At 37.5% G+C, this 18,646-nt stretch carries 19 protein-coding genes; 5 read left to right on the forward strand and 14 right to left on the reverse strand.

All coding sequences use genetic code 11. The features are described from left to right. Positions 1–357: methyltransferase domain-containing protein (locus tag ACEW8U_RS20540; RefSeq protein WP_373523925.1), on the forward strand; the 357-nt coding region annotated here is incomplete at its 5' end. A gap of 49 nt (positions 358–406) precedes the next feature. Here the strand turns inward: ACEW8U_RS20540 and ACEW8U_RS20545 are convergent. The 7 genes from ACEW8U_RS20545 to ACEW8U_RS20575 all read right to left on the reverse strand — a co-directional run bounded on the left by ACEW8U_RS20545 (position 407) and on the right by ACEW8U_RS20575 (position 7,086). Beyond that, positions 407–1,471: a BF3164 family lipoprotein gene (locus ACEW8U_RS20545; protein WP_373523926.1), complete on the reverse strand. Its 1,065-nt coding sequence runs from the start codon at positions 1,469–1,471 to the stop codon at positions 407–409. A gap of 68 nt (positions 1,472–1,539) precedes the next feature. Then, the gene (locus ACEW8U_RS20550; RefSeq protein WP_373523927.1) at positions 1,540–1,803 is read right to left on the reverse strand and encodes a hypothetical protein; all 264 of its coding nucleotides are present in this window, start codon (positions 1,801–1,803) and stop codon (positions 1,540–1,542) included. Positions 1,804–2,008: 205 nt separating this feature from the next. Continuing rightward, entirely contained in the window at positions 2,009–3,622 is a 1,614-nt protein-coding gene (locus ACEW8U_RS20555) for an ArnT family glycosyltransferase (RefSeq protein ID WP_373523928.1), read from the reverse strand. A 47-nt stretch (positions 3,623–3,669) separates the two neighbouring features. Then, on the reverse strand, positions 3,670–4,842 hold the full coding sequence (locus tag ACEW8U_RS20560) for a 6-bladed beta-propeller (protein WP_373523929.1): 1,173 nt from the start codon (positions 4,840–4,842) through the stop codon (positions 3,670–3,672). Between the two features lie 66 nt (positions 4,843–4,908). After that, positions 4,909–5,181 carry a hypothetical protein gene (locus tag ACEW8U_RS20565; RefSeq protein ID WP_373523930.1) on the reverse strand — a complete coding sequence of 91 codons (273 nt, stop codon included), beginning with the start codon at positions 5,179–5,181 and terminating at the stop codon, positions 4,909–4,911. Positions 5,182–5,344: 163 nt separating this feature from the next. Continuing rightward, positions 5,345–6,175: a hypothetical protein gene (locus ACEW8U_RS20570; RefSeq protein WP_373523931.1), complete on the reverse strand. Its 831-nt coding sequence runs from the start codon at positions 6,173–6,175 to the stop codon at positions 5,345–5,347. 182 nt (positions 6,176–6,357) lie between these two features. Then, a complete protein-coding gene (locus tag ACEW8U_RS20575) occupies positions 6,358–7,086 on the reverse strand; it encodes a glycosyltransferase (RefSeq protein ID WP_373523932.1) in 729 nt (242 codons plus the stop codon). 173 nt (positions 7,087–7,259) lie between these two features. Between ACEW8U_RS20575 and ACEW8U_RS20580 the strand changes: the two genes are divergently transcribed. Together ACEW8U_RS20580 and ACEW8U_RS20585 are read left to right on the forward strand one after the other, a co-directional pair. Further along, on the forward strand, positions 7,260–7,511 hold the full coding sequence (locus ACEW8U_RS20580) for a hypothetical protein (protein WP_373523933.1): 252 nt from the start codon (positions 7,260–7,262) through the stop codon (positions 7,509–7,511). A 103-nt stretch (positions 7,512–7,614) separates the two neighbouring features. Continuing rightward, positions 7,615–8,763 (forward strand): DUF4221 family protein, encoded by a 1,149-nt coding sequence (locus ACEW8U_RS20585; RefSeq protein WP_373523934.1) that lies wholly within the window; start codon positions 7,615–7,617, stop codon positions 8,761–8,763. Positions 8,764–8,865: 102 nt separating this feature from the next. Here the strand turns inward: ACEW8U_RS20585 and ACEW8U_RS20590 are convergent, their stop codons facing one another. The 6 genes from ACEW8U_RS20590 to guaA form a co-directional block, all read right to left on the reverse strand. Then, on the reverse strand, positions 8,866–9,837 hold the full coding sequence (locus ACEW8U_RS20590; protein ID WP_373523935.1) for a glycosyltransferase: 972 nt from the start codon (positions 9,835–9,837) through the stop codon (positions 8,866–8,868). Beyond that, on the reverse strand, positions 9,837–10,799 hold the full coding sequence (locus ACEW8U_RS20595) for a glycosyltransferase family 2 protein (protein ID WP_373523936.1): 963 nt from the start codon (positions 10,797–10,799) through the stop codon (positions 9,837–9,839). Before ACEW8U_RS20595 ends, ACEW8U_RS20590 begins: the two co-directional genes overlap by 1 nt. Before the next feature lie 6 nt (positions 10,800–10,805). Further along, entirely contained in the window at positions 10,806–11,351 is a 546-nt protein-coding gene (locus tag ACEW8U_RS20600; protein WP_373523937.1) for a DUF4199 domain-containing protein, read from the reverse strand. A gap of 6 nt (positions 11,352–11,357) precedes the next feature. Continuing rightward, complete coding sequence (locus tag ACEW8U_RS20605) at positions 11,358–11,870, reverse strand: DUF4199 domain-containing protein (RefSeq protein ID WP_373523938.1); 513 nt, start codon at positions 11,868–11,870, stop codon at positions 11,358–11,360. Then, positions 11,871–13,112, reverse strand: coding sequence for a dihydroorotase (locus tag ACEW8U_RS20610; RefSeq protein WP_373523939.1), 1,242 nt, complete (start codon positions 13,110–13,112; stop codon positions 11,871–11,873). Positions 13,113–13,710: 598 nt separating this feature from the next. Then, complete coding sequence (guaA, locus tag ACEW8U_RS20615; protein ID WP_373523940.1) at positions 13,711–15,240, reverse strand: glutamine-hydrolyzing GMP synthase; 1,530 nt, start codon at positions 15,238–15,240, stop codon at positions 13,711–13,713. 581 nt (positions 15,241–15,821) lie between these two features. Between guaA and ACEW8U_RS20620 the strand changes: the two genes are divergently transcribed. Then, entirely contained in the window at positions 15,822–17,135 is a 1,314-nt protein-coding gene (locus ACEW8U_RS20620; protein ID WP_373523941.1) for a C10 family peptidase, read from the forward strand. Positions 17,136–17,146: 11 nt separating this feature from the next. Continuing rightward, positions 17,147–17,656: a hypothetical protein gene (locus ACEW8U_RS20625; RefSeq protein ID WP_373523942.1), complete on the forward strand. Its 510-nt coding sequence runs from the start codon at positions 17,147–17,149 to the stop codon at positions 17,654–17,656. A 177-nt stretch (positions 17,657–17,833) separates the two neighbouring features. Here ACEW8U_RS20625 and ACEW8U_RS20630 read toward each other — a convergent pair. Continuing rightward, positions 17,834–18,646 (reverse strand): phosphotriesterase (locus ACEW8U_RS20630; RefSeq protein ID WP_373523943.1); only part of this gene is annotated, 813 nt, incomplete at its 5' end.

An 18,646-nucleotide genomic window follows, 5' to 3' on the forward strand; every position in this document is an offset into this window, starting at 1 on the left:
TTTGATGTGGTATTCTGCAACCACGTTTTGGAACATGTGGATGATGACCTATTGGCCTGCAGTGAAATCAACCGGGTGCTGAAAAAGGACGGTTGGGGAATTATACAGTCACCCGTATATGACCTGGAAAAAACCATAGAAGATAAGACCATTTCAGATCCTGCCGAAAGGGAAAGACTTTTTGGTCAAAGGGACCATGTAAGAAAATATGGTAAGGACTATGCTATCCGGCTGAATCAATCAGGTCTCATGGTCCATGAAAACCTTTTTGTCAAAACACTATCTCAAGAGCTGATTGAAAAACATGCCCTGCCCGAAAATGAAATTATATTCTATTGTGAGAAAGGAAATAGATAAGTTACTGCTTGCCTTCGCTCACCGAATGGTAAGCATCTTTTTTCCAAATTCAGAAAATCCTAGTAGGGATTCTAAATACGGCTATTCCAGGATTTTCATCGGTGGTCAATCCATAAATTTTATTTAGATCTTCGTCTACTACTATTGAGTGGACAGATCTGTCAAGGTCAAACTTGAGAATTGGTTCACCTTTTCGGGTAAATACAAATATTTTCTTCGCTAATTCGCTAGTTTCCTTATAATGAGCTTCATTTACCCCACCGTATAATGCGTAAATCCTTTTTTTGGAAATAAAAACATCACGATATCTATAAGGATTTGAGATGGGAATATCCAGAGGCATACTAGCTTCATAAAATTTAAATTCAGGAAGCTCTGTGGATGGGCCGTCAATGATTTTTATTTCTTTAGTTTTTAGGTCAAAAATTTCTAATCTGTCTCTGAATATTAAAGCATTTACAAGCAATGTAAAGTCATCATCTGATTTAAACCAGCCCTGGTTTAGATGAAAATGATGGAAATAAGACATTTCTTTTTTTCCTTCGACCTGTTCCCATTTTCCAAATCCATTGATCTTTTTTCCTTGAAGATTGACTTCTACGAATTTGTTTTCATCGTAAGTGGGAATTCCGATAAAAATTGAATCCGGTGAAAAATATATTGATCCCAGTGGAGTTTCAGAATGAGGTATTTTAATTTCCCTGATCCCAAGCCTAGAACTGTCATATATATCGTATTCGATATATTTTCTATCCATACCACTGTACATAACGAATGTGCTGTCAGAAAGTCCGGGATTAAGGACTTCCACTGATTGGGCTTCCAAAGGGCCAAATCCGATTTTCCCTTTCGAATTAAAGTAAATTAAAGGTTCTTTTCTAAAAATATGGATTAATGGTCGATCTGGTGGCATTCGATAATCTTCGATGATAAAAAGAAAGTCACCTTTACTAAATATTCTCCTTGGATTTAGAATGTTGGAATTATCTGATTTTTCGGACACTAAACAATAGGGTACTAATTTTTCGGGATTAAATTCAGTTTTTTTATTTGGGGATGGATTGCATGAAATAATCAATATATATAGCAGTATGTTAAAGTAGGTTGGTTTCATTGATGATTTGTTTTACGACCTGGATTAAATGATAGGGGTAGGTTACCTTCCCCTATCCCGTATTTGAATTATGGACAGAATGACCCTCCCCAATAGGCGTAATCCCACGGAAAGTACATGGATCCATCATATGTAGGACAGCCGGTACTAAAAGACTGACAACATACCCATTCCCCACCACTCCCAGCTAAAGCATTTTCCAATGCCACCTCCTTATCCGAAAACACTTCTTCTGTTCCGCCGACACCAAACTGCCATCCGGCCACCATCATAAATACAATTGCACCAAATGCAATCATCCCGATCTTGAAATTTTTAAATAATGTTAGCATAATCTGTTTTGTTTAGGTTGTAAATCAATAAAGTCATTTAAAATTAAAAAAAAAAAAAATCCAACAATGCAAATAAATCCGATAGAAAAATTAAAATAAATTCAAAATAATCTTACTTAAAACATATTCATTGTTTTATTCAGGTTTTGAAAAACTTATTTTTCTAAACCTTCTTTGTCCAATAAAGAAATTAGAAATTGTTGTTTTATTGGTCTCCTACATTCAATTTAAATATGCTGATGATCCTATACCCATTGACTTGTATGTTGACAAACTCGGGATTATTATAGGGGCTCTTCTTTTTGATCATATCATCATATTCCTTTTCATTTCTGGGGTTCAATAAGGATATGAAATAATCCGCATCTTTCTGATTGGAGACAAAGCGCAGTCTGTCGGCTTCTTTTTTTGGAAAGTTCATGGTATTAATCTTTCCGATAAAATCATGACTGTAAATCATCAAACTATCATCTTCAGTGTTTTCAAGGAGATATTTCAATGCCTGCCTGTAAGACAGTCCATAATAATCCCTTTCAAAGTTATGTTCGACATTTCGGGCAAGTTCATTGAAATACACATTTTGATGGGGATGGAATCTGATCATAAAAACCAAAGTCTGTATCAGGTTGAATACGATGATAAAACTTAAAACTCCCGAAACCAGGATTTGCTTATTCTCGGTGAAACTCCTTTTGACAAACAAAAACAGGGTCAAAAAGCCTCTCATCCCGATCAACAGAAAAAAGGGATAGATAAAATACAGATGCCGCCATCCATTATACAGCACCGAATTAAAAAGAATTACCGAAAATAAGGGGCCTAAGAACAAACCCAAGTATATGATGTCAGCCTTGTTCTTTTGGTCAAACAAAAAAGCCTTCTTATCCTTGAGAAAAGACCTGACCATCGAAAAAATCCCGGTGATAAAGAATACTATAAACGAAAGCGGCGTGGTCACCAAAATCCAGGATGGTATATAATGCCATGGGAGCGCATTGGAATTGACCAGTTCACCCCACAGCAGGATGTTGCCATACCACCTGAACTTCTTCATGCTATTGAATGAATACAAAAAGCTGTCAACGGGATTTTCCCAGAGTACCGGCCAGAATAAAAAAGTGGCCAGCAATACGGAAAATAAAAAAATAACTGTTCCTGATATAAAGCTTTTCCATTGCAATCCCACCCAACGAGCTTCAAAGATTTTAAAAAGAACCAAGATCAAAGTAAATACCGGCAGGATGATCCCGACAATTCTTGTACTGATGGCCAATCCGCATGCGATTCCATGCCATACCGCATTGGATTTTGTGTTCTGGTACAAAAACCTGATCAATGTATAGGTAGATATAATAAAAAATGCCATAATAGGGATATCCTTGGGATTATAGAAGGATTCCGCAAACAACCGCGGACTTAAAAGAAAGAATAACACCCCCAAAATCCCGATCCTCCAATCCTTATATTGCCAGACAATGATTTTGTAGAAGAAAACCAGACTCGACCAAAAGAGTATAAAAACCAAAAGGTGGCGCAACAAAAACACATCCCGGCTATTATTGATACCCAAAAGTAATTCCAACCCGTATGCGGCCAGTTGAAAAATCATTCCATAATCCCGGTGGTCATAAGTATTCAGGTTTTCTCCTGTCCCTTTTTCAATACCAGGAAACAGATTAAATTTTTCATTCAAGTAGTCAAATGCTACGATTCCATGCTTTCTTTCTATTGGTTCATCCATGGATATGCCATAATCACCAACGATAGGAGCTCCTAAAAACAAAATGAGGATAAAGAAAAAATATGAGCTTTTATTCATATCCAGCAGAATAAATTTTAATAAAGTAAATTCATGCTAGCCATAAATTAATCTGTCGAAGCCAATACATATTTCACAAGCATCAATATAGGATTATCATCCGGGCTAACATTTTTAATATTTTGATAAAATTCAGGCGGAAATTTATTATTCGCATTCGCAATTATCTTCTCCTCGTGAGCTTTTAGACTTTGGGGAATTACTAGAAATATCAATTCTTCTTTCGTGGTACCTATTGCATAAGAATCTTTTTCATATGTCAAATCATTTAAATAATTTTCATATGTAAACAGAATTGAAGTTTCATTTTTTTTGTCATAAACACTAATCCAATAATCGTCTTTAAAAGAAAAAACCAAGTATTCATTTTTTAAATTTTCAGAAAAATAAGTAGTATAAGCAAATTTATCTAAAAGATCGTTTGGCATAATACTAGACTTAATACTTGAAAAAGTTTTGTGATCTATACCATTACTTCCATAATTTATAAATTTATAAGGACGAATACTTCCGAATTTATCTATTGAATACAATGTATCATTATAATTTCTTCGATAAATGATTTCTCCTGAATCATATTGTTTGTATATGGGATTTATTATCACCTTATCCACATCCCTGTTTATATATGGAAAGCGAGAATTGATTCTATTTAAGTCCTTATCCGTAACAATTAAATTATCATCTATATCACCTGAAACGAAAGAAAAAACTGAAGAATCATTAGATTTTTGAAATTTAATCGCACTTAAGGACTTAATTTTAATAATATCCATTAAGTCACCTTTTATGTCAAAAACCTTGATTTCTCTTCCATTGTCAAGTATCCAGATTTTCTCATTTTCAACAAAAAAATCCAAAGGTTTTTTGTATTGGTCTGGACCTTCTCCTTGGGATGAAAGTTTTTTGATGAATTTTCCTTCCTTATTAAATATTAAAATCGCCTCTGCTATAAATGAATCTAAAATAAATATAAATTCATTATAGAATATTATTTTATCTATTCGACCAATTAAGGAGTTTTCTGTAGTTTCTAAAAAAATAAAATTAGGGGACTCTTTAGTAATTTCAGACAATTTGACCAGTTTTGATTCATCTCTAAAATTGATTACTTTTTCTGAAAGAATTTTAAAATCTTCAGATAGATCTTTGGTTTTTTTTTGATCTGAACAAGAGAAGAATACTAATATCAATAAAAGATTTATTATTAACCTATTCATATATCACTTTAAATGAAAATTAAAAAAAAATGAGCCATTACTAAATAATGGCTCAAAAATTTGAGACTAACAATCACGGGTAACTTCTCCACATGTACAGGTATTTCCATCTCCATTTGTTAAACAGGCTTCGTAAGATGTCCCTCCCCAACCCGGGCAAGTATATTTCTTCCACTTGCAAGCACCAGATCCAGCAATCGCATTTTCCAATGCCACTTCCTTATCCGTAAAAACCACGTCAGTTCCACTGACACCAAACTGCCATCCGGCCATCATCATAAATGCCATTGCCCCAAAGGCAATCATCCCGATTTTAAATTTTTTAAACAATGTTACCATGATTTGTTTTGTTTAAGATGTAAAATATAATTACCGTTTAAACTAAAAAAAAAATATTCAACTATGCAAATAAATCTTTGAAAATATTTACGAATATGTTCAAATTAATCTTATTTAAAGCATATTTACTGTTTTTAGGAGTGAATTTTTATACCGATTTTCCTTACTTAACCAAAAACCGAAACCAAGCCTCCCCATTCTCAGGGAGAGGCTGTACCTTCAGCAGACTAAATGCAGCTATCACCCCTTCCCTGCCCTGCTTTTGATACAGCTCCCACCACAGCGAAGACCAGAACAAAGGGGAATGGGGAAATTGCTGTTTTTTTATTCGTTCGACTTTCTCCCAATTGAGGCTATCAGTTCCCATCTTGGCAAGGAAACTTTCAAATCGGCTTTGTTTATCCTCCATATATTTTGCATAAGGTATCCCGTTGATGGGCGCAATATTCAGCTTGAGTTCCTTTACCAGCAGGTCTCTGAAAAACACTGCAAACCCAGTGTGGACCCCTTCCCATTGAGTATCCCCCGGATCCTCCCCGTAAAACCAGAAGTTCCTCCCCAGCTCATAGAAAAACAGGTGGTCATGTCTGCCATTTACCACAAATTCATTGTAAATCCTGTCAAATGTATGCTTAGTGATTTCTATTCCCTTGCGTCCCAGTCGGCCACAGCCCGGCCCACAGGTTTTGGATACAATGGCAAGGGGAAGCTTATCGGTATCCTGTGGAGCAGGTAATGGTTCCCTGCCTGAAAGTTGCACAGCCAGTGAATAGGCCTTGTCATATGTTTCCAATAACATGGCCAGTGAATCGGCATCATATTCTCCGCTGGGGTACAGAAACAAAACTTCCTCACTCAAAAGAACCGTCAAGTCTGAACGTTCTCCGGAGAAGTGGGTATATCGCAAGTCTTCCCGACCACATCCTTGGAATATATTCCCGGACATCAGGAACAAAGCAGTAAACAATATGGCAGAGTTGTTGGATTTAAACATTTATTGGTTAGTTGATTTTAGAAAGAAGATTAATCCTACTTTGGCAAAGTAAATATCGGGAAACAAAACCTGCCAGGTTTTTTTAATGTAAAGTTGGTTTTTTGATGCGATTTAGATCAATAAACCTGGCAGGCTTGACCCTTTTTGTAAATAAACCAAAGCAGTACTAAAAAAAGTAATTATCAAATTTTCCTATAATGAATCATTATTGAGACTAAATCTATCGGCACCTTAATCAAATCCAAGAAGTTTAACTTTGATTCTCCCTTTTCAATCCAAACATTTAATGGCACTTCCTTTACCACTTCATCCAGATTGCCCATGTCCATCTGTAACCTTCTCAATATCTCGACATCAAACAACCACCTGGATAAAAATGGGTCCTTAAAAACACGGGCGGCAAATTCTCTTTTAAGGATTTTTGCCCCGCATTGGGTATCGTATACCTGCATCTTCAGGTACAGGCTTATTATAGTCGCAACAATTCTGCCCAAGTAATGCCTCAAAGGTTTTCTTTTAATTTGGTAACCGAACAAAGCAACCCTTGAACCCATTATAAATCCTTTGTTTTCTTTTATAGCAATTTGGGAAAGCCTTGATGCCTCGTCTAACGGGGCAGAAAGATCGGCATCAAAATATCCTATATATTCACAGCAAACATCCTTCAAGGCCAGATGGACACCTTCCCTCACTGAGTTTCCCTTGCCGATGTTTTTTGCGTTTGAAATTATATGAATATTGTCCGGAATTTGCTCCTTTATTTCCTCAAGCTTTTCCAAAGTCTTGTCCGTACTGCCGTCATTGACAAAAATTATCTTTGCGCTGGACTGCTTTACAAAATCAACAATTTCACTGGTCAGAAGCTTTTTTTCTTCATTGTAGCAGGGGATGACAATAAAAAGGTTCTTCATACTTTATCAATATTATTGGGTCAAAATATCTAAATAAAACAAAAACAATCGGAATTATTTATTGATCAATATTAAAGCAATAAAAAAAAATAAAACTTTCTTGTTTTTCTTATTTTTTTTTAAAAAATTAAACTACATATTTCTTAACAATTATAAACATAATTAAAAAAATCATGGCAAAATTATCTTTTTACAAAAAAGGATGGATGGCATCCATCGTTGTTTTGGCTTTCCTGCTGGTGGCAGGAATGAACTTTGGTACTCAGCAGGAAACTGAGTTTTATGAAACAGAAGTGGCATTGGAGAATGCGATTGCGGGGAGTGGTCATACCAAAAAATGTGTTTATGTATGTGACACAGGGGGAACTAATATAGATTGTAAAAAATCTGGAAGCCTGTGTTCTTATGACTCACATTGTTTGTAATGAGTTTTTAGCCTACCCTTTTGACCTTTCACCATTAGGGTAGGCTAATAGCCACTGATAGTTTTTGCTAAATTTTCTTCCTAATTAAACTGCTGAACTTATTATGAAAAGTTTAATATCTTTTTTTATCATATTTATTCTTCTATTTTCCTGCAACCCTAATACCCGCAATGATTTTGTAATCATTGAAAAAAGGCCAAGTTATGATTTTGACCTGGTCCAAAAAGAAGTTCTTTACTTCCCTTTGGATTCCGTTAGCAAGTTTGATCTCAGATCCCTACATATTTTTGAAGATTTGTCCCAAAACAAGTATTTCGTTTACCTGAATTCAGATAGAAACCGGATATATTTTTATGATTTCGAAAACCGGGATATCCAATCAATCATTGAAATAGATAGGGACGGACCTTCCGGCATCAGTAGTAAAATACAAGGCCTTCACGTCATTTCCATGGATTCCATTTATGTGGTGGATGAGTACAATATTTATTTGATCAACCAGGAAGGTGAAATTTTGGACAGGGATAAATTCAATGGTTCAAATGATTTTTCCTTCACTTTGGAATCCGGCACCAAAAAAAATATTGTACATCACATTGGCCACATGTATCTGGCAATATCCTCTGAATTGAATCCTGATTTATTGGAATCATTTCAGTTGAAAAATCAGGTTTTGCTTGATTTTGATTTGGCCTCAAAAAAATATTCAACCCATTTTGAATTCCCGGAAATATATTCCCGGAGGGTTTTCCCCATCAATTACGCCGATATCTATTTTACTTATAATCCAAAGCAGGATTTTTTCGCTTTCAGCTTCCCCGCAGACGATTCTGTCCATATTAAGGATTTGAATGGAAAGGAAAAGGCCGTTTTTGCAGGAAGTAAATTCGCAATCGAAATAAGAGACCTCTCAGAGGTTGAATATTTTGAGGATTTAATGGTCTATACCAAACATTATTTGACCAATATTTCCTACGGTCCCATTTATTGGGATCCGCATAAAGAAGTTTATTACCGGATAGTGGAACAGCCAATTTCCGGACAGCATTTCAATTCTAAAAATTGGTTCAAAAAATGCTCGATAATCATTTTGGATGAAGATTTCAATATAATCGGGGAGACCTCTTTCGATGATAATGTAAACAAACTGGGTATCGTGGATGATTCCGGTTTTCTGATTCCAATACGGTGCCCGGATGACACAGATGATTATTTATGCTTGGGGGTTTATAAATTGGAAAAAGTCAAATAAATCCAAAAAACTTATAGCCTACCTGTAGTGCAGAACCCAGTATTGTAGTTCGTGATTTTGATTAATTATAGTCCCACTATTGTGAGAAAGGAAATAGATAAGTTACTGCTTGCCTTCGCTTACTAACTTTTCCATCAGGCCAAATATCAGACCGGCACCATAAAAGGTCAACTGACCGAATGAGGTGAAAATGGCCAGAAAACCTACCACCAATGAACGGTATTTGATAAGGGAATCGAAAAAGACCAAGAGTATCCAAATATGATAAAGCTGCAGAATCCAAAATGATATCGGCGAAGCCTTTAATAACAAAGCAACTCCAAACAGCCCGCCCAACAGAAAAAAAGTTGGTAAAAAATGGATTAACTGAATGGCATCAGGATGGTAACGGCTGACATTAACCCTGTTTTGACCAAAAGAAAAACTTTGTCTAAGAAATGTCCTGAAGGTGTTTTTTCTTTTATGGTATACAAAAGCCTCCTCCACCAATTCCAGGCGAAAGCCTAGTTTTTTCAACCGTATACTCAATTCTATATCCTCCCCTTTATTCGGGTCCACAAATCCCTTGGATACCTCGAAGGCTTCTCTGGAAAGACCCATATTATATCCCCTTGCCTGATATTTGGACGGATCTTTCAGTTTACCCCTGATGCCTCCTGTGGTCAGGACAGAGGTCATACTATAATTGATAGCCTTCTGAAAATTTGAAAAACCGGGTCCGGCATCATCCGGTCCCCCATGTGCATCAAGTTTCCTTTTTTTGACGGCAGTATGCAGCGCATCAAAATAATCCGATGGAATGATACAGTCGGAATCAAAAAGCACAAAATAATCACCTTTTGCATTTTCCATTCCGAAATTCCTAGCAAAACCCTGCCCTATATTTTCAATGAAATAATAACTGACGTTTAGTTTGTCGTGGAAAAGGGGGAAAATCTCTTCACAGGTAAATATCGAGCCATCTTCTACAATGATGACTTCAAAATCCTTGTAAGACTGATTGGCCAAGCTTTGGAGTAACTCCTTGATTTCCTGTGGCCTGTTATAAACGGGTATGATGACTGAAAAAAACATCAGTTATTAAAGTTCAACTCCTTCTCTATATTGTAATCTGCTTTTCTGCTGGAATTGGAAGTCATCATTTCTGCTATGAAGCCTGTCAAAAATAACTGAACCCCTACTATCAATGCCACAAGAGCTAGAAAAAATAAAGGCTGTGCTGTGATTTCCCTTACGACCCTTCCTTGATAAAGGCCATAGATTTTTTGGAAAATCAGCCATGAGGTGATAAAAAACCCAGCCAAAAAGGATACTGTACCCAGTGTCCCAAAAAAGTGCATGGGCCTTCTTTTGTAGCGGTTGACAAAAGAAACAGAGATCAGATCCAGAAATCCGTTCAGGAACCTTTCCAATCCAAATTTTGTCTCCCCGTATTTCCGGGGACGGTGTTCCACCACCTTTTCCCCTATATTGGAAAACCCGTTCCATTTGGCAATGAGGGGTATATAGCGGTGCATTTCCCCATAGATATGGATGTTTTTCACCACTTTGTTTTTATAAGCTTTCAGCCCACAATTGAAATCATGCAGTTTGATACCAGAAATAACCCTTGTCACACCATTGAAAAATCTGGAAGGGATTGTTTTGGTGATGGGGTCACGCCTTTTTTTCTTCCAACCTGAAACCACATCAAACCCATCCCTGACGATCATTTCATACAATTCGGGGATCTCATCAGGGCTATCCTGCAAATCAGCATCCATGGTGATGACTACCTCTCCCGTTACCTTGCTAAAACCCATATCCAAAGCAGCAGATTTACCGTAGTTTCTGGTAAAACTGATCCCCTTTACATTTGGGTTGAGTCCGGCCAGTTTTTGGATTTCATTCCATGACCCATCATTGCTTCCATCATTTACAAAAATAATTTCATAAGAATAGCCGTGTCCTTCCATGACACGGCATATCCAATTATGTAACTCAGGTATTGAATCCTGTTCATTGAAAACAGGTATGATGATGGAGATTTGGATCATTATAATTTAGTAGTCCAAGGACTTGTCTCTTCTTTTAAGGATTGCACCAAGTATCAATGATATCACAGCATAAATGATCAGGGCTATGCCAAATGTTTTGATCTGTCCCATCGCTGTGAAATTGGCAGCTGTACTCTCTCTCATCTTATCTATTTGATCAACAGACATCGCATCAGCTGCCCCGATTTTTTCCATCATCGCCATGGTATTTTCAAGGGTCTGTTCTACCAAAACTCCCGGAAGGGCCGGGTCAACCACATGGTAAAGCAATGCACTGCCAACTTGAGATATCAGGCCTGCTACAATAAGGGCGATAAATGAAAAATTGAATGCAGGTCCAAAATCCATAAAACCTCCTAGGGATTTTCGATATTGTATCCCCAAATAAATCAAAACTCCAAAAAACACCACCAACATGGCAATCCCATACATTCCTGAAACCAAAGTGGGTGGATCAATGAAATAAACAATAAATGTGATAACAACTGAGAAAATACCCAGAATGACTCCGGCATTTAACCCTGCTTTGAAAGGTGTTTCCTGATTTTCCATAGTACATTAAATTTTAGTTTTTCTTAAAATTATAGAAATAATAATTGTAAAAAACAGTCCTGGAAGAATTTTCCAAATAAAATCATTCAGGGCAATGTCCCTTTGTTTCATTGCATTGATTTTCTGTAGCGTGATATCAAAGGACTCCTCGTTAAGCTGAGAGATGATAAGTTCTTTATTTGTGCTAAGGACTTCCAGTTTCAAAATCTTTATTGTTTCAAATAAGCTACTGTCAATCAGAAGGACAATCCATATTCCCAGGCCAGAAATAAAAGCGATCATCGTGTAAATCAAAAACCCAATCGTCATCCCATGGGCAAAACTCAATTCCCCATAATTTACCTCCTTTTTGAAATACCTGATCCCCAAAAAAACAAAAATCGGAATCAGTATATAACCGAACAACATGCTGAAATTGGTCGGGTCATACCCTAACCAATTGAACAATAAAAATGCAAAAACACAGAAAATACCTCCAATCAGGCCAAAGCGATACGTTGACTCTAAGTACCTGTTCATTTAGATTTTGACAAATTTGTTTCTATTAATTACAAATTTCACTTTTCCTTTTAATTCCGTATTGAACCAAGGGGAATTTGACGAAAGAGATTTATTGGATCTCTTATCAAAAACCCATTTTTCTTCAGGATCAAATATGGTCAGGTTATCCAGATTATCCGATTGCTGACCTAAAACAGCTTCAGGGCCACTTGTTATTTTGGAAATCAGCAAAGGCCATGAAATCTCATCGGTCAACTTGACTATGGCTGGCAAAAAAGTCTGCAAACCCAGCATGCCAAATAAAGAAAGATCAAATTCCATATGCTTGGCATCCATGTCTTGTGGTTGATGATTGGAAACAATGGCATCAATGGTTCCATCCTTTAAGCCTTCAATCAGTGCGTCTCTATCCTCCTTTCCCCGGAATGGTGGCATTACTTTAAGGTTGGTGTCAAAATCCAACATATCCTCATCGTGAAAAATCAATTGGTATAATGAGATGTCAGCAGTTACCCTTAAACCCTCTTTCTTAGCTTTTCTGATTTCTTCAACAGCACCTTTAGTACTGATAGTCTGAAAATGAAGCCTCCCTCCTGAATACCGTAAAATTTCAAGATTTTTATGAATGGCAATATCTTCTGCTAGATTGGGTATTCCCTTCATGCCGATCCGGGTTGAGGTTAATCCCTCATGCATCTGACCAAACAATGCCAACAAAGGTTCATAAGTCTGATCAAACAATATTCCATTGAATTTTTGAAGGTATTGCAATATTTTCATCAATCTGTCAGGATTCGAAATAGGATGTAGCCCATCACCAAAGACAAACACTCCCTCCTGATTCAAATCCAAGATATCTGTAAAATCCTCTCCTTTGGTGTCTTTGGTTGCTGCTGCCTGAATGACAAGGTCAGAAACCCAATTGCCGGATTTTGATTTCAAATATTGAATTTCATTTTTCGTCTGCACCGCAGGATGGGTATTTGGCATAAGCACCGCTTTGACAAATCCACTAGACTGCAAAACCTCCCCCAAACTTTCAATTGATTCTTTGTATTCCTCTCCAGGTTCACCGGACATACATCTCAAGTCTACCCAACCTTTTGAAGCCAAGAAACTTGAGCAATCTATAGTTTCCTCAAAAGAAAAATCAGAGCCAGCATTTTCCTCAATAATCTGGTCATGATTGAATATATAATTTTTGGGAGGGTTTATCTTTTGCGGATCAATTAACCTGAGCGCTTTGAGCAATACAGCCATATATGAAAGGTTTGTGCAAAACTGCAATAATATTCCAAAAAATGAAAGGAAAATTGGGTGCGGTTAGTTAATCCGCAGAAACCTAACCGCATCAATCGAAGTCAATTACCTTCCTACCTAAATCCACGAAAACCATGACCGATCCTCAAAAAAAAAACGGAAACCTGAATTCAGGATCCCGTTTTATTAGGGCTTATAAAGTCATTGTTTAAAAACTTTAATTTTTACACCACAAGGTTAAAACCACAGGTCACTTTCACAAGTTTAATGCAATGTTTTTTCAAAGAAATTGAGATGCATCAATATTGCCAAAGTACAATTGTTCTGCTTTAAGTAAAACTAACCAAAAACAAAGGTTATTTATGAGTTTCTAAGATTTTTGAAATTATTTTTAGTTCAACTTCCAATCATACCCATAAGGGAAAAATACAATTAACCCATCTTCCATTATATGAATTTTGAGAATTTGATTATAACTTTTTTCATCATAATCTAATATTGGTAATTGGATATTCATTGATATTTTTCAACTGCAAATAAAAATATTTGAACCAAAATTTATCTAAGCATCCATAAATTGGTTTTCCATAAGTTGATTTTATTCCCACTCTATAGTAGCAGGTGGCTTGGAAGAAATATCATAAACTACCCTGTTTACGCCTTTGACTTTATTGATGATTTCATTGGACATTTTCCCAAGAAACTCATAAGGCAAATGAATCCAATCCGCTGTCATGCCATCAACAGAACCTACTGCCCGGAGTGCCACAACTTTTTCATACGTCCGTTCATCTCCCATTACACCCACAGACTGGATTGGCAACAAAATAGCACCTGCTTGCCATACCTGATCGTATAGGCCATGGGTTTTTAGTCCTTGAATAAAAATCCAATCAACTTCCTGAAGTGTCTTTACTTTTTCGGCTGTAATATCACCTAAAATCCGGATAGCCAGGCCTGGGCCAGGAAATGGGTGTCGACCGATGATTGCCTCGGGAATTTCCAAAGCCCTGCCCACTTCTCTAACTTCGTCCTTAAAAAGCGTATTGAGTGGTTCCACTACGGATAATTTCATAAAATCCGGCAATCCACCCACATTGTGGTGCGATTTGATCGTGGCAGAAGGTCCCTTGACAGAAACCGATTCGATCACATCTGGATAAATGGTGCCTTGGCCAAGCCATTTAACCCCTTCTATCTTATGGGCTTCATCATCAAAAACCTCAATAAATACACGGCCTATGGCTTTCCTTTTGGCTTCCGGTTCGGAGATACCAGCCAACGCGTCGTAAAAACGCTGCTTGCTATCCACCCCGATGACATTCAATCCGAGGGTCAGGTAAGATTCCAGTACTTCTTCGTATTCATTTTTTCTCAATAAGCCATTGTCAACGAAAACACAGGTAAGGTTTTCTCCAATGGCCCTATGGATCAAAGTGGCTGCCACGGAGGAATCAACCCCACCTGAAAGCCCCATCACCACTTTGTCATTTCCTATTTTCTGCTCCAGATCAGCAATGGTAGCATCTATAAACACATCAGAAGTCCAATCTTGGGAACAGCCACTGATTTGGACCACAAAGTTTCTCAGCAAGTTTTTTCCTTCTGTAGAGTGGGTCACTTCTGGGTGGAACTGAATCCCGTAAGTCTCTTCCCCTTTGATCTTAAAGGCAGCGACTTTCACCGAAGAGGTACTCGCAATGACTTCAAAACCGTCTGGCAATGTCTTAATCGTATCTCCATGGGACATCCAAACCTGGGATCCATGGGTCATTTCTTTCAACAGGTCATAGTGCAGATCGATATGGTCAAGATTGGCCCGACCATATTCCCTGATTTCAGAAGGGAGGACTTCTCCCCCATATTTTTGGGCCAAAAGTTGGGATCCGTAGCAGACTCCCAAAATCGGTAATTTGCCCCTTATACTATCCAAGTCAAGATCCGGGGAACCTTCATCTCTTACTGAACAGGGACTTCCGGAAAGGATAATTCCTTTTATATCTTCTGTGATCTCAGGAACTTTATTAAATGGGTGAATTTCGCAATAAACATTAAGTTCCCTAACTCTTCGGGCGATGAGTTGTGTGTACTGGGAACCAAAATCAAGGATGAGGATTTGTTCTGCCATGCGCAAAGGTACACAGGGCAGCCATAACGGGAAAAGGTTTTCAGAAGATTATTTTGTAGGGGGGAGGAATGGATTGTAAGATTGGAAAATTTTAAAATTGAAAAATTACCAAAATTTGTCCCCTATGCCACGGTAAAGAAAGATGTAAGATTGGAAAATTGGAAGATTACCACCCCTCTGTGTAGTTTAGGCTTTCGGTGGTGACCCCCTCGGTGTAGTTTAGGCTTTCGGTGATGACTGGGTGTAGTTTGCAACTACACCCTTTTATCAAAACCAATTTACAATTGGAAAATCTTCGAAAATCATATAAACAACCTTTCCTGATCTTCTTACTGATATGTTTTTTTTATATCTAAAAGTTTTTCTTGTAAACTGGAATTGCTCCCGACTGCTGTATGGGATCCAAGAATAAAAAGGTGTAGATACAATTTACACCTAGCGCCATTGCCAATCTTCACCCAGATGGGGTAAACTGAAACCGGAATTGTCAACTAAAATTTTTTTAAATTTCTCTTGACTTTTAGAAAATAAGTTGATATTTTGAAGATGAATTAGTTTTTTAAATTTTAAAGTACTTCCATATGAAAATAATTACTACCCCCCCCCCACGCAAATATCTAGACATTCTGTCCAGGTACTTTGCTAAGCAGGTGTTTGGCTTATTAATCTTGATTACATTTAGTTGTCAAGAATTTGAGCCAATCGAGCAAGGCGCAGCTTTTGAAGAAAATGATATCCATTATGTAGATATCGATAAGGCAAGAATGATTGCAAGTACCATTGAATTTCCATTACCCCAAAATGAAAAACAAAGTCAATTGAAATCTAGCAAGGTTGACTTTGATGTTGAAATTTTTGGAAACAAAAATGTTAAAGAGAGTAAGTCTCCTTTAGGAAAAGGAGATAAAGCCCTTTACCATATCATTAATTATGAAGAAGGTGGATTCATCATCATTTCAGCAGATGATAGGCTTTTACCTATTTTGGCATTTTCTTTCGATAATGAGATACCACTCAGTGCTGAGGATGATTTACCAGAGGGGCTGATTGATTGGTTTTCGACCCAAGAAGAGATCATAGAATTGATCCGTGACAATCCTGATGCTGAGATTAATCTAGAGGAGGTGGGTAGTCCTTCTTCTTCTTCTTCTTCTTCTTCTTCTATAAATTTATGGGATCCCTGTGTCATTCAGAGACAAGTCACGGCAGAAAATATGAGCTTGATCGACCCCTGCGACCCAGGTGGAGGATGCGAAGATCAATTTACACAGGTCGGGCCATTAATGAACACAATATGGGGCGAGAGGTGCGGATATAATCAATTTATGCCTTTAATTCAATGTAATCCTCCACTTTGCAACGGTAGAGCTTTTGCTGGTAGTACTTCTGTTGCTTACGGCCAATTAATGAAATACCATTCCCATCCAAATTTTTATAATTACAATAATATGCCACATGATATAGGGACAATTGAAACTGCTACATTAATGTCAGACATTTTAAACGCTTTCCCTGCACACCAAAGATTCATAACATGTTTTGCAACCCATGTAGCACAAGATGCAAATTTTCCTATTGTCTTAACAAATACATTTAATTATACTTCCGCACAGCAAGGACCATTCAATTCTATGACAGTAAGAAATAATCTAAATCAAAATAGACCTGTTATTTTATTTGGAACAGGAGCTTTCGCTCGTATGTGGGTCACAGATGGCTACCAAAGGACTGTTTTTTGTGAAACCGGAACGACCCATCTCAAATTACACATGAATTGGGGTTGGGATGGAAATGGAAATGGCTTTTTCAATTTTAATAATTGGTCTGTAACTATAAGCGGAATCACTTATTCGTTCAATAACGATAAATTTATGATATTTAATATTATTCCTTAAATTAATTCATTATGAAAAATCCTATTTATATTTTCCCATTGGTTCTGCTGTTTTTGTTCAGTGCTTGTTCAAATGAAGAACAGCTACCAACCGAAGGAGGTTTTACCGTTGACACAGTTGCGATTCTTAAAATTCTGGACGAAGAAGGCAATAACCTCTTAGACCCAGGTCATGAAAGATACCTTGATCCAAGTAAAATTAAAGTTTTCTACGAAAGAGATGGACGTATGATAGAGTTTATCGAACCTCATCTTGACATGCCCAGGAACTTTAGGATTGGCCCTCCTCATGAATTCCGAAATGATTATGTGATGTTTTTAGTTTTAGACTCTGAAAAAACAGTTGTTCAGTGGAACGAAAACGACAGTGACACTATTCATGCTGAATTTTTTAAATATTCCGGTAGTTCCTTTTTGTTAATGGTAACAAAAGTTCTCTTTAATGGCGAATTGAAATGGGATGCTGAAAGTAAGTCAGAAAGAGAATTTACCATTATCAAGCACCATAATTTTGTAAACTAAAATAAAAACGAGCCGAAAATGTGGCTGAATTGTAAAGGTTCATGCTTTTCCGGCTCGTTTTTTTTATACTTCCCCCCTCGGTGGAGCTTAGGCTTTCGGTGATGACTGGGTGTATCCCCGACAATTGTCGGGATCCAACTACACCCATTTATCATTAGGAAATCGAGTTGGATGTAATTATTTATTCGAAAAAGCCTTTGCCGGATTCTCTATCAGCATCAGGTCCAGTTCCTTTTGGGTAAATCCCTTTTCTTTCATCAAGGGAATCAACTTATCAAACAAAGCGGTAAATCCTATAAAATCCCCTCCATTGGCTTCACCTGGGCTGTACCAGCCTGCATCATGTGAAAGCAGTACCCTGTCCAAAATCCGGTTTTCCTTGCAATAGACAATCCTGTCAAGATGTCCCGGCACATCCCATGCTATCCCATCCAAACTGATCCATACACCATATTCAGCAGCTTTCAGGTAATTGGCATAATCCTTCTCGGCTTGGGCATGCACCCAGACAAAATTGCTGACATCCACCCCGGAATCCATCAAAACATCAATTTCCGCTTTTGCAGTATTCCATGGTCCCGTATGCGACACGATCAACAAACCTGTTTCCAAATGGGTAATGGCCGCAGCCTGTACCAGCTTCTTGTCCATTTCAGAAAGCTGGGCTCTATCATTGACAGAGATCTTAATAAAACCCGGAATAATCCCGGTATCCTCAATTCCTTCTTCAAATTCCCGGATCCACCTGCTTGCCAATTCCTCTGCTGATTCGGAAAAGGCGTGCTCGGGAAGATATTTTTCTCCAACTGCACCGTAGTAACCCGTATTGGTCAGGAACCTGATTCCTGTCAAATCAGTCAGTTTTTGCAATAGTATGGGGTCTTTTCCCAGATAGCTCGGCGTGCATTCAATCAGGGTTTTTACACCTTTGGATTTGATCTCCTCCAAAAATGGGAGTACTCTTTGAACCACTGAATCCTTATCCCATCG

The organism is Aquiflexum sp., assembly GCF_041751335.1.
In the GTDB taxonomy this organism is placed as follows: domain Bacteria; phylum Bacteroidota; class Bacteroidia; order Cytophagales; family Cyclobacteriaceae; genus Aquiflexum.

What these genes read in the sequence shown, in the direction of transcription:
- ACEW8U_RS20600 (WP_373523937.1), bottom strand. Translation starts at nt 11,351, where the DNA reads ATGGAAAATCAGGAAACACCTTTCAAAGCAGGGTTAAATGCCGGAGTC.
- ACEW8U_RS20610 (WP_373523939.1), bottom strand. Translation starts at nt 13,112, where the DNA reads ATGGCTGTATTGCTCAAAGCGCTCAGGTTAATTGATCCGCAAAAGATA.
- ACEW8U_RS20575 (WP_373523932.1), bottom strand. Translation starts at nt 7,086, where the DNA reads ATGAAGAACCTTTTTATTGTCATCCCCTGCTACAATGAAGAAAAAAAG.
- ACEW8U_RS20620 (WP_373523941.1), top strand. Translation starts at nt 15,822, where the DNA reads ATGAAAATAATTACTACCCCCCCCCCACGCAAATATCTAGACATTCTG.
- ACEW8U_RS20590 (WP_373523935.1), bottom strand. Translation starts at nt 9,837, where the DNA reads ATGTTTTTTTCAGTCATCATACCCGTTTATAACAGGCCACAGGAAATC.
- ACEW8U_RS20555 (WP_373523928.1), bottom strand. Translation starts at nt 3,622, where the DNA reads ATGAATAAAAGCTCATATTTTTTCTTTATCCTCATTTTGTTTTTAGGA.
- ACEW8U_RS20595 (WP_373523936.1), bottom strand. Translation starts at nt 10,799, where the DNA reads ATGATCCAAATCTCCATCATCATACCTGTTTTCAATGAACAGGATTCA.
- ACEW8U_RS20585 (WP_373523934.1), top strand. Translation starts at nt 7,615, where the DNA reads ATGAAAAGTTTAATATCTTTTTTTATCATATTTATTCTTCTATTTTCC.
- ACEW8U_RS20580 (WP_373523933.1), top strand. Translation starts at nt 7,260, where the DNA reads ATGGCAAAATTATCTTTTTACAAAAAAGGATGGATGGCATCCATCGTT.
- ACEW8U_RS20545 (WP_373523926.1), bottom strand. Translation starts at nt 1,471, where the DNA reads ATGAAACCAACCTACTTTAACATACTGCTATATATATTGATTATTTCA.
- ACEW8U_RS20605 (WP_373523938.1), bottom strand. Translation starts at nt 11,870, where the DNA reads ATGAACAGGTACTTAGAGTCAACGTATCGCTTTGGCCTGATTGGAGGT.
- ACEW8U_RS20565 (WP_373523930.1), bottom strand. Translation starts at nt 5,181, where the DNA reads ATGGTAACATTGTTTAAAAAATTTAAAATCGGGATGATTGCCTTTGGG.
- ACEW8U_RS20560 (WP_373523929.1), bottom strand. Translation starts at nt 4,842, where the DNA reads ATGAATAGGTTAATAATAAATCTTTTATTGATATTAGTATTCTTCTCT.
- ACEW8U_RS20625 (WP_373523942.1), top strand. Translation starts at nt 17,147, where the DNA reads ATGAAAAATCCTATTTATATTTTCCCATTGGTTCTGCTGTTTTTGTTC.
- guaA (WP_373523940.1), bottom strand. Translation starts at nt 15,240, where the DNA reads ATGGCAGAACAAATCCTCATCCTTGATTTTGGTTCCCAGTACACACAA.
- ACEW8U_RS20570 (WP_373523931.1), bottom strand. Translation starts at nt 6,175, where the DNA reads ATGTTTAAATCCAACAACTCTGCCATATTGTTTACTGCTTTGTTCCTG.
- ACEW8U_RS20550 (WP_373523927.1), bottom strand. Translation starts at nt 1,803, where the DNA reads ATGCTAACATTATTTAAAAATTTCAAGATCGGGATGATTGCATTTGGT.